The sequence below is a fragment of the Paenibacillus nuruki genome (assembly GCF_001721045.1).
In the GTDB taxonomy this organism is placed as follows: Bacteria; Bacillota; Bacilli; order Paenibacillales; family Paenibacillaceae; genus Saccharibacillus; species Saccharibacillus nuruki.
The window spans coordinates 80803-92031 of the sequence record NZ_MDER01000051.1 but is presented as its reverse complement, the minus strand read 5'-3'; the positions used below and the strand labels follow the sequence as shown (position 1 = coordinate 92031).

The following is an 11229-nucleotide window of genomic DNA, read 5'->3' as shown; positions in this document are numbered from 1 at the left end:
GTTATATTCGATAAAAATCATTTTGCTAAATTAATAGGTTTAAAAAAAGAATATATTTTTCAAATTCTCATGGTAACTGAAATGTTTTATAAAGAAATATCTATTCCTAAAAAAAGATTGGGAGAATATAGAGATATATCGATACCCGCTCAAGGATTAAAATACATACAAAGATGGATTTTAGATAATATTTTATATAATATTCCAGTTTCAGAAGTTTGTACTGGTTTTGTTAAAGAAAAGTCAATCATAGATAATGCTAAAAAGCATATTAATAAAGATTGTGTAATAAATATGGACATAAAAGACTTTTTTCCATCTATAACTTATAATGATGTTTTCTTTATTTTTAAATATTATGGTTATACAAATGAAGTATCTTTTCTATTATCCAAATTGTGTTCTTATAAAGGTAGCCTTCCTCAAGGAGCTCCTACTAGTCCATACATTTCAAATATTATCAGCTATAAGCTAGATGTTCGTTTTATGTTACTAGCCAAGAAATTAAAGGCTGATTACAGTAGATATGCAGATGATATAACAATTTCAGGAAATAAGTATCTAGTTAAATATTTGAAAGTTTTTAAAAATATTCTTATAGAAGAAGGTTTTAAAGTTAATGAAAGAAAGACAAGAATTCAGTACTCTAATAAACGTCAAGAAGTTACTGGAATAATTGTGAATAATAAATTGTCTGTACCCAAAGAAACAAAACAATATTTACGCCAGCAAATATATTATTGTAAAAGATTTGGAGTAAATAGCCATTTAGCTAGAATTGGTATTCAAAAATCAAATTATAAAGAACATTTATATGGAATGGCATTTTTTATAAAAATGATTCAACAAGAAGAAGGAGAAAATATGTTAAATAATTTAAATGATATAGATTGGGATTACTAATAACTTCATTCAGGTTTTTATTTTTTTAGTTTTCTTAAAGTTTGAATTACAGCCTCAGCAATTTGTTTTTCCTCATCTGTCCATCCAAGTGCATGATCTATGTAACCTTTATTCTCATCATTCATTCGTGGTATATCTTTTCGACCTAATAAAAAATCAGCATCTACATAAAAGTAGTCAGCGATTGTTTTTAATTCATGGTCTTCTACAGGTCTTTTTCCAGATTCAATTCTGGATAATACACTATTGTTGATATGGATTGATTTAGATAAGTCCAATTGACTAAGACCAGCTTCTTCTCTTAGCAATTTAATTCTTTCTCCAGTCTTCACTGTAATTACACTTCCTTTCTAATATAGCAAATAAATAATATCACTTTTCTAAAACAGAAAATTATTTATTGCTAAATTAGAAAAAAATATTTAAAATATCAAATATATATAATGATTTTCGATATTTATTTGCTGATACAGCAAAAATAACAAGCTATATTTAAAAATTACGATAGAAGAATTTCCTTGAAATTCTCAGAGCGAAGGCAACGGAATTGTCCTGAAAGAGCGAAGCGCTCGCCTTTGTGATTGGATATCTTCTGCGATAAGCGGTTAATCCAGATATCCAATCACAACAGCGACGATAAGGATAATCCGTTGACGAGGCGGAGTATACCCATACTCGAACCTTTAGCACTCTTTTCTAAAAATACATATTAACCCAATCAAAGGAGCACTTAACCATGTGGATCAGAAGCCAAGACGGTACAACATTTATTGATGCAACTGTCCTCACGTTAGAACTGGAAACGGCAGATCATAAATTCGTGATTTCTGCTTATGTTGGCAATGGGTCGGTTGAATCTGCTTTTACTGTAGGCGAATACGATCAAGAGCACCAAGCTCAAGATGTATTACAACGATTTGCAATTCATTTGCAAACAGGAATGACAGGTGCTTTTCAAGTATAATGTAGATTGGTACATAGATGGAATGCGATATTGTATCAATATAAGAATTATACTTTTGCAGGAGGAATAGAATCATGTATGACGCAAGAACAATTATTGAACACAATTTCAAAGGGAGTGAAGGAAGCTTTATTCATGATCTCCATGAAAAGAATATATTCAATATAGCGGCGTTCAAAGAATATGTTGATGCGGTTACTCAACTTACAGAGCAGTCACAAGATTATCCTACGTTAGAGCGTTCTCTTATGGATCAGGTCTTTTTTACATACAGTTACATCCTGAAAAGTGTGATCTGGCATCTGGATATGAATGATCATTCGTCGATAGAGAATATGAGTGATGAACAACTTGCTGAAATGGTCGAACGATTGGAAATGGTCGTTAGAACGTTTATTCAAGGAAGTGCCAAATAAGAGCCTATAATAGTAGGTTCTTATTTTCTATGCTGAAGCGTAAGTGATTTCACTAACATGCACTGCTTTTTAACAGTTCAAAATATTCTGCATCTCTACGATATTCTTCTATTCATTTAAATAATTTATGGCAGCATTTGAGCGAACTACACTAAGTATATGAATGTTCTTTTCTATAATACATACTCATCCAATCTTCCTTTCTTAGCTAGTTATCAACTATACTGTCTATATTACCAATAAAAAGGAGTCATACAAAATGATACAAGATCCAATATTTTGGAAATATGTCAAAGATGCAGAGCAGGAATTTAGTGGATGGAATTTCTCATGGGTTACAGATAGTGGAAGAATGAAAGTACAACCGTTATCATGGAATTTTGAACAGATGATCGTACCCCATATCAGACAATCTCAATCAATGTTAGATATGGGAACAGGTGGCGGAGAATTTTTATCAAGCTTGCAACCGTTTCCACCATCTATTTATGCAACAGAAGCTTATGCTCCTAATGTACCGATTGCTAAGGAACGATTAGAGCCATTAGGTGTAAAGGTCGTGCAAATTGATAACGATGATTATTTACCATTTACTGATCAACAGTTTGATCTCATTATCAATCAGCATGAAGCTTATAGCCCAAGTGAAGTTAGACGAATTTTACAAAAAGATGGATGGTTGATGACTCAGCAAGTAGGTGGACTGAATGACCAGCAGATTAACCAACATTTACATAAGCCTCTTAATCAAGAATTTATCGAATGGAATCTAGCAACAGCAGTCGCACAACTTGAAAAGAATCACTTTGAAATAGTGTACCGAAAAGAAGAATTTTCAACGGAACGATTTTATGATATTGGAGCACTATTATATTATCTCAAAGCAATTCCATGGCAAATTCCGAACTTTCAGATCGAAGAACATATGGATGACCTATATGCTATTCATTTATTAATTCAAAAGCAAGGTTACTTTGAAGTGAAGCAACATCGCTTTGTGATACATGCCCAGGCTAAATAGCTTAGTGAACGCCAATCCTCTATAATGAAAGAGTATCGTCTTGATATGACTCAATAAGGTTAGAATGTGTTAAATAGTATACAAACCTTTGATAATAACGATTCATCCAACTGGAGGAATATCGATGACCACTATTCAAACGACAGGCTTAGCTAAAAGTAAAACGACGCAATGGCAGACCGTTTTAGAAGAGCATTATAATAAGTTTTTGAGCTATGGTCAGAAAGCAGTGAAAGATTTTGATGATGAAGATGTACATCAAGCACGTGTGAATTGTCGTAAGCTGATGACCTTGTTACGTATTTTGGATGCTTCCGATCAAGCAGGATTGATTCCTTTATTGAAAAAATCACAAAAAGCACTCGGTAAAGTTAGAGATGCCGATGTAATGATTGATGCTTTCAAAGAACGTAAAGAAGATGCCAAAGCAGATGACCATAAAGATGAAGCTGATCTGCTCAAAGCGGTTATTAAAGCCCACAAACAAGAACGCAAAGAGTACCGCACCAAGCTTGCCAAAAAATTACCTAAGCTCCAAGGCAAAATACTTAAAAAGAAATGGAAAACATTGATCGAAGATCATCTGGAAACGTTAGCGGCGCAAGCAGATGTGAATCGGATCATGCGTGAACTTGAGATCGCTTATGAACAACAAAAGCGTACGTATCGCCAGACCGCTAAAACAGAAGGTATCGATTCTGTTGAAGCACTGCATGAATTGCATCAATTGCGGATCGCTGCTAAAGAAATTCGGTATACCGCGTCTGCTGCTGAATTTGCACTCAGTTCCAAGTTCCGGGATTCGGAAGAAGTGTACAAAAAGATCCAGACTCAATTAGGGCATATTAATGATAAGCGAGTATGGGTAGAAACATTGGAAGATTTCAATCCCAAAAAGCTAAAAGTTGACGAAGACACATGGAATACATTTATGAAGCAATTACAACAAGAATTGAATGAAGCGATACATGAACAACAAGCTCTTTAAAATATAGTGCAAAGCAGTAAAAGGACTCCTTTTGGAACCTATTGCTTTTTTTAGAACAGTTTCGGTTATATAGATAAAGAAACGTTTTTTAGTAAAGGAGCGATAGATATGTCCAAGCGACCATTGAACTGGGTACTGGCAACAGGAGATAAGATTGATCTGAAGAAGATTGATCCTAAAAGCACTGGCGAGTACACATCCAAAGAAGATACGGAAAAAGAAACTAAAGAGCTGATGAAACGATTTGAGAAGCTGCAAGACAAGCTATTCTCAAGCAAGAAAAAATCGCTTCTTTTTATTTTTCAAGGCATGGATTGCAGTGGGAAAGATGGCGTGATTAACAAAGTCTTTTCGATCTCTCATCCACAAGGTGTGCAGACGCATAGCTTTAAGACACCAACTCGTGAAGAGTTAGACCATGACTTTCTATGGCGTGCTCACAAGTTAGTCTCTGGACTGGGTTATATTACAGCCTTTAACCGTTCTTACTATGAGGATGTATTGATTACACGTGTGCATAAATTAATTTCAGATAAAAAGGCACAGCAACGATTTAAACAAATACGACACTTTGAAGAAATGTTAGACGATAATGGCGTGAAAGTAGTCAAAATCTTTTTGCATATTTCTAAAGAGTTTCAGCTAGAGAAATTAATTGCACGTATCGAAAATCCGAAAAAGAACTGGAAATTCGATGAAAGTGATCTGTTAGAACGTAAATCTTGGGATACTTATCAAGCGTATTATGAAGATGTATTTGCTAATGCAGCGACCAAAGATCATCCATGGCATATCGTTTCCTCTGATAATCGTTGGTATCGTGATCTAGCTGTTTTACAAATTGTAGTACGCACACTGGAAGATTTGGATTTGTCTTATCCTGATCCTAATCCGAAGTTACAAGATCACTTGCCTGATATGTATGCAGAACGTGAGAAATTATTGAAAGACAAAAAATAAGTACGATTGATCATGAACTCAATGAACTATTTCAGTGATCTATAGCCAAATTACGCATATAAACTGAATGCTGTGTTATATACTGTTGGATTTTACTAACAGCCATATAGCCAGCATTTTTTAATAGCTGATTACCTAGAATAACTCTATGAAAAACTCTATTTTATTAAGAAAAGAGGGGAATCGTATGGAACATTCAGATAAAGAGCGTCAGATTATTGTAACCGGTGGAGCGATTATTCGTGATCAGCATAACCGCATATTATGGCAAAAGCGTGCGGATTCTAACGATTGGGGTCTACCAGGTGGTGGTATGCATGCAGGCGAGACGGTTGAAGAAACGATGATACGTGAAGTGAAAGAAGAGACTGGTTTAGCGGTTATTTCTTCTACCTTGTATGCTGTGTATAGCGGAGAACGATTGAAGTATACCTACCCCGGTGGAGATGATGTGGTATTTGTAATGTTTATTTTCGATGCAGTGGCTGATCTGGAAGACAAGATCGCTTCAGATGGAAAAACGTTGTTATTTGAAGATGATGATCATGAGTCGGTGACATTTGTATTTTATCCGATAGAAGAAATGAATATCGAGCAGATTAATCCTGCACAACGTCCATTATTTGAAGATTTGAGTCAGCAAGATCAGCAGCAGGGAATACTTCGAAACTAATTGTAATATAATAACTACAGGTATAGATGATCAAAACGGAATAGCATAACATAAAAAAACTCTGTCCCTTTCAAACACACCTATAGCAACATAGGAATGAAGAGAGGAACAGAGCTTTATACGTTTACATGTTAGTTACAGAGAGTATACGTATTACCATTTCAACGTAACAACCGATTTACCAGGAACGGTATAGTTGGTAGACTGACCATTCCATTGTACTTTAACTGTTTTGGTTGCTGTCTGAGAATTGTACAATACAACCACTTTTGTGCCATCTGGATTTTTGAACGCTACATTTTGGATATCGTTAGATGAATTGGTATCAATGCGTGTAGCTCCTGTAACGACAAATTTACTGAAATGTCCTAAAAGGTAATATTGTTTGTTATAGGTGACTTTATCTTCTGGATTACTGTTGCTGTTATCCGAGTTCTGGATCGTAATCATACCTTTGTTGGTATTGTAATCTCCGATTACACTAGGGCCATCTTTTTGATCTAGAGCAGCATTCCACAAGATAATCGATTTGGACCAGTTACGAGTAATCCCGATAAATTCGTTGATCATATTATCGAATCCTTGAGTGGAGCCGTCCACTTTGTCATTCCAATCGCCAAATCCACCTTCTGTAAACCAGATATCTTTATCTGGATGCGCATTATGCATCGAAGTCATTGCTGTATAGTCGCCACCGTAATGATGGAAAGCACTACCAGCTACAGCGCTTGATTTGCCACTATTTTTAAGCCCTGCAATAACTGTATTCGGGTAAGACCAGTTATCATAGTTATGATCATAAGCGATTACTTTTGTGTTAAGACCTGCATTTTTAAGAGCTGGACTTAAATAGTCACCGATCATACCGATCTGATCTTGCTCATTCATATTCATGCCCGGATAACGTCCAGGTTCAAATAATGGTTCATTTTGCGGAGTGACTGCATAGATTGGAATCCCTTGTGCTTGATAACTTTGAATAAATTTCACAAAGTAATTAGCATAGGTAGGGTAGTATTGTGCTTGTAATTTACCTGTACCGTTTTTGTCATTGGTTGTATATTTCATCCAAGCTGGAGCGCTCCATGGAGAAGCGATAATTTTAAGATTTGGATTTTTGGCAAGCGCTGCTTTGGTCATAGGTATAATATAAGGTTGATCCCTTGCAATCGAGAATTGGCTGAGAGAAGTATCTCCTGCTGTATCATCGTAAGTATACGTACTCCACGCAAAGTCACTAGCACCCATCGTCTGACGTAGCATACTCATGCCTATACCTGTATTGCCGAAAAGGCGTTCCATTACTTCAGCCCGTTTGCCACTACTAAGCTTGTAATTCATTAACCATGTAGATGAATCTGTTAAAGAAACACCGAATCCATCCATGGTTTGATATGTTTTGCCTTCATTTACATTGATCGTATAGTCTGCGTTGCCTGTGGTAGTTGCGAAATTAATATTTGCTTTCTTTGTAAGACGTGCACCTGGGCTTAGTCCGACAGCAGGTTCTGAATTGGGATCAGCAGTCGTTAACCAGACTTCTACCGATTCATTGGCTGCATACGTCTGTGCAGGTACCGATAATAATGGTGTAATCATCAACGAGCTTAACAAAACAAGATTAAGGCTTTTTTTGAACATAGACATGAACATATACACCCTCTTCACATTTTTTTGTAAGCGTTTACTAACTTCGGGATTGATATTAGCAAAATAAACCTTTTTTTACAATTATTTTAGAGGGTGTAAGTGCCAAATCGTAGGAATACACAGATAAACCATAGAATCGCCTATACAAATACAAGAATAAGAAGACGACAAAAAACCTCTTTTGCTTGAGAACGAATAAGAAATAAATCTTATATCGATCTAGCCGAAAGAGGTTTTGAGATCAAATAATATATACATAAAGTTGAGTATAGATGATTATTTAGCTGTTAACGCATATTGAGCACGTTCTGTATTTAATTTAACATGAGTATCATCTATATGATCAATGCGAAGATCATGTAAAGCAATTTCATACGTATTTTGCGGAAGAGGAACATTATCGCCATCTGCATTCGATGTAGAACCTTCTCCGTGCAAAATCAAAGAGCTTTCTACATAATCGTCAATCGCGTTATCTTCACTACGAATATCGACTTCAGTGACTGTGAAATGAACTTCATCGGTATCATCTAATTCATGTTTTTTGATAATGATGGTACGTTTAAGATGATTATTCAACCAGTCTGATAGTGTTTGTACGTCTTTTTCGTGTTCCATGATTCATCATCCTTTTGTATTAGAAATAGTATTATAAAGCAAGTTAGGTCTTGTAATGCTTTATTTACCCTTTCTGATGCTTATGGAATCGGGTGATATGTAATTCAGGAAATGCACGAATAGGCAATCAAGTGGGACTTTTACCATATTTACAGGTGAAGCAGAATAAGAGATACTTTTTTTAGTCAGTATTTTGTAGAAAAGTAAATTATTTTACAGTCTATAAATATAGTTGCCAAATATGATTCAACAACCTGATAACAGAGTAAATTAGAGAAAGAGATCACGCTCTGGATAGATAGCTATCCGGGTAGGAGGTTAATCATGAACAATAAGCCGAATCAGGCATTTAATCAAGATATATATACCATGGTAGAGAAACATATGATGTATTGGAATCCGATGAATCTGATCGAATGGTGCTTACCTGATGAATATTCGATTGAAATCGATCATATTGTCAAAATACTTCCTTATATGAAGTCTGCTGAAGAATTAGGCAACCAAGTCTATTGGATTATGCAAAAATATTTTGGAAGTCATTTCGCACGTTCAACCGAGGAATGTCACCATATTGCAGACAAAATATATAAAAATCTAGAATATATAAATAGCTTGAATACGTCTTTTATCTCGTTTAACCTATATTTTAATTCATTTAAAGGGATACGTAGAGATTAGGCGGTAAAATGAGATTCTAATAGATGTAGTGTAGTTACTGATAAATATACTTTGAAGAGCCATTGAAGTATAGGAATATGGACACCTGTGTTATAGATTGTTATGATAAACCCAACCGAGCACAAGGGAGGGTAATATGAACAAGTCTAACGATACAGCGAACATAGAACAATCTACAACCTATATTACATCGATTGAAGAATTAAGAGCATTTACTGGAGTTCCTCATGAACATATTATCAAAAAGACGGTTGCGTCTATTGATCCACATATTGCTTACTACTTATCACTATCATCACTATTTTTCTTATCTACCTCTGATCAAGAAGGCAAATGCGATGTTTCTCCACGTGGAGATGAGCAAGGATTTGTGAAAGTGTTGGATGATCAACGAATTATTTTCCCTGAACGTCATGGTAATCGACGTGCAGATTCGTTGTTAAATATACTAGGCAATCCTAAAGTCGGTATGATTTTCCTGATTCCCGGTATGAATGAAGTGTTACGTGTTAATGGGCATGCCCGAATTACCAAAGACAGTACATTACTAGAGCAAATGAATTGGACAGGCAAAACGATGGGGCTTGGTATTATCGTGGAAGTGGAAGAATGTTTTATCCATTGTCCAAGAGCGCTCAAAACAGGAAACGCCTGGGAACCAGAAGAATGGGTAGATGCTACACAACATCCGTCTACCAAAGATATGTTTATTGCTCATTTGAAAATGAACGGTATTGTTTTGTAAATGATATAAGCATGGAAGCGAAGAATGGAGCGATTGCAGTCCATTCTTTTTTGTTGTATAAAAAGAAATGGGTTTACAGCTTTATTATTTTATGTTATTCTTGCCGAAATGAAAACTATGTCTTAATACCTATATTCTCGCGAAGCACGCGGATTATTCCTTTTCAGGGAGTAGTCCGCTTTTTTGTGATTACATATGAATTTAACAGAAATATATGCTAACTAAATAAGTACTTGGAAGAATCCTATTTATCCCATATAATGATGCAAGTGGTATACCATTTAGTCTTAAATACCTAGATTAGTCTATTAAAAGAAAAGATTACGATTGGAATAGAAATACAGCAACTACATATCACAATTTGAAAGATAGAGGAGTATTTTAAAATGAAAAAATTAATCAGTTCCGTATTCGCAGTAGCAACACTTTCGGTAATGTTAAGTCCTTTGATGCAGACAACCAATGCTACTACGTTCAAAGATGTTACTTCATCTCACTGGGCAAAAACAGCAATCGATGAAGCTGTTTCTAAAGGATATTTCAAAGGATATGCAGATGGTACATTCAAGCCGGGTGCCCAAGTCACACGTGCCGAGTTCGCTGTTTTGCTAGATCGTGTGTCTGTGAATGAGAAAGCCGAAGGTAAAGGCAGTTTTGCAGACCTTGCAGGCAATTGGAGTGAAAAAGAAGTGAATGAAGCGGTAGCTAAAGGATTTTTGACTCCTTCTGATTATCCCAATGGATTCAAGCCGACCACTCCCCTTACTCGCAAAGAAATGGCAAAATGGATGTCTTCTGGTCTAGCAACAGCTAGTACAGATTATAAGCAAGCCCTTACCGATACTGTAGATACAGTCGTACCGGTAGCGGAATATTTTAAAAAAACCATGAGTAAAAGCGAATACCCTTATGTATCCCTGATGATGGGAACAGGTTTAATGTCTGGTTATGCAGATGGAACCTTCGGCGGCGGAAAAACCACTACACGCGCAGAAGCAGCTGTTATTTTGGTGCGGTTAGCCAATGTACAGAAACAATCAGCAGATTCATTTACGGGATTGAAGGAGTTAAGAGCTGTAGGTACGACAGGAACGAATATGGAAGTGATTACTCCGTTTAGTAGTGGAGTAACTTCTTTTAAGAATGTACAAGGGAAAAAAATGAAGTTTCGCAATGGAGCCGGTTATTCTAGTTTAAATTATTTAATCTTTGTCGATAGTAGAGATTGGAATAATAAAAAAGGGATTTATGCGTCTGTATTTGTAGGGAAAGAAGATAAAAAATATAACTATAATAATGTATACACTTTATTTGAAAATCAAACTATTTATCCTACAGCTAATGACTTTGGACTATCCCATTATATGAATAGTAGTTTAAGCAAAATTGCAGTAGGGTCTGCTATACAAAATACTTTACCTGATAAATATGGATATACGACTTTACCAGTATTTGAAACAAAAGAAGTATTCAAAAAATACGTTAATAACAATAGTGGGGTGAATTTATGGGTAGCTAATAATATTTTAATATCAAGTCCGGATGCTTCTTATATAACAACAGATGGGTCAAGATTTGTTGTGTTAGATAACAAATAATTAAAGGCGGTT

The 11229-nt window shown here is 35.5% G+C and carries 13 protein-coding genes; 10 read left to right on the top strand and 3 right to left on the bottom strand.

The features are described 5' to 3' along the window. A partial coding sequence (locus PTI45_RS15265) for a retron St85 family RNA-directed DNA polymerase (protein WP_069328459.1) occupies window positions 1–903 on the top strand: 903 nt, incomplete at its 5' end. A 17-nt stretch (window positions 904–920) separates the two neighbouring features. Here the strand turns inward: PTI45_RS15265 and PTI45_RS15260 are convergent. Next, complete coding sequence (locus tag PTI45_RS15260) at window positions 921–1235, bottom strand: helix-turn-helix domain-containing protein (RefSeq protein WP_069328458.1); 315 nt, start codon at window positions 1233–1235, stop codon at window positions 921–923. A 404-nt stretch (window positions 1236–1639) separates the two neighbouring features. Between PTI45_RS15260 and PTI45_RS15255 the strand changes: the two genes are divergently transcribed. The 6 genes from PTI45_RS15255 to PTI45_RS15230 all read left to right on the top strand — a co-directional run bounded on the left by PTI45_RS15255 (window position 1640) and on the right by PTI45_RS15230 (window position 5925). Continuing rightward, window positions 1640–1867, top strand: a complete 228-nt coding sequence (locus PTI45_RS15255) for a hypothetical protein (RefSeq protein WP_069328457.1) — start codon at window positions 1640–1642, stop codon at window positions 1865–1867. A 74-nt stretch (window positions 1868–1941) separates the two neighbouring features. Then, window positions 1942–2283, top strand: coding sequence for a hypothetical protein (locus tag PTI45_RS15250; RefSeq protein WP_069328456.1), 342 nt, complete (start codon window positions 1942–1944; stop codon window positions 2281–2283). A 259-nt stretch (window positions 2284–2542) separates the two neighbouring features. Beyond that, window positions 2543–3304 (top strand): class I SAM-dependent methyltransferase, encoded by a 762-nt coding sequence (locus PTI45_RS15245; protein WP_069328455.1) that lies wholly within the window; start codon window positions 2543–2545, stop codon window positions 3302–3304. Between the two features lie 124 nt (window positions 3305–3428). Next, on the top strand, window positions 3429–4292 hold the full coding sequence (locus PTI45_RS15240; protein WP_069328454.1) for a CHAD domain-containing protein: 864 nt from the start codon (window positions 3429–3431) through the stop codon (window positions 4290–4292). Window positions 4293–4400: 108 nt separating this feature from the next. Then, entirely contained in the window at window positions 4401–5252 is an 852-nt protein-coding gene (locus PTI45_RS15235; protein WP_069328453.1) for a PPK2 family polyphosphate kinase, read from the top strand. 187 nt (window positions 5253–5439) lie between these two features. Then, a complete protein-coding gene (locus tag PTI45_RS15230) occupies window positions 5440–5925 on the top strand; it encodes an NUDIX domain-containing protein (protein WP_069328452.1) in 486 nt (161 codons plus the stop codon). A gap of 153 nt (window positions 5926–6078) precedes the next feature. Here PTI45_RS15230 and PTI45_RS15225 read toward each other — a convergent pair whose 3' ends face one another. Beyond that, window positions 6079–7572 (bottom strand): glycoside hydrolase family 30 protein, encoded by a 1494-nt coding sequence (locus PTI45_RS15225; protein WP_069328467.1) that lies wholly within the window; start codon window positions 7570–7572, stop codon window positions 6079–6081. Window positions 7573–7851: 279 nt separating this feature from the next. Next, window positions 7852–8193: a protein YmzB gene (ymzB, locus tag PTI45_RS15220; RefSeq protein ID WP_069328451.1), complete on the bottom strand. Its 342-nt coding sequence runs from the start codon at window positions 8191–8193 to the stop codon at window positions 7852–7854. A gap of 324 nt (window positions 8194–8517) precedes the next feature. Here ymzB and PTI45_RS15215 point away from each other — a divergent pair, with 324 nt between their 5' ends. The 3 genes from PTI45_RS15215 (at window position 8518) to PTI45_RS15205 (ending at window position 11217) form a co-directional block, all read left to right on the top strand. Then, window positions 8518–8874 carry a hypothetical protein gene (locus PTI45_RS15215; protein WP_069328450.1) on the top strand — a complete coding sequence of 119 codons (357 nt, stop codon included), beginning with the start codon at window positions 8518–8520 and terminating at the stop codon, window positions 8872–8874. Between the two features lie 136 nt (window positions 8875–9010). Beyond that, window positions 9011–9619 carry an MSMEG_1061 family FMN-dependent PPOX-type flavoprotein gene (locus PTI45_RS15210; RefSeq protein ID WP_069328449.1) on the top strand — a complete coding sequence of 203 codons (609 nt, stop codon included), beginning with the start codon at window positions 9011–9013 and terminating at the stop codon, window positions 9617–9619. Window positions 9620–10005: 386 nt separating this feature from the next. Next, complete coding sequence (locus PTI45_RS15205) at window positions 10006–11217, top strand: S-layer homology domain-containing protein (RefSeq protein WP_069328448.1); 1212 nt, start codon at window positions 10006–10008, stop codon at window positions 11215–11217. Window positions 11218–11229 lie beyond the last annotated feature (12 nt).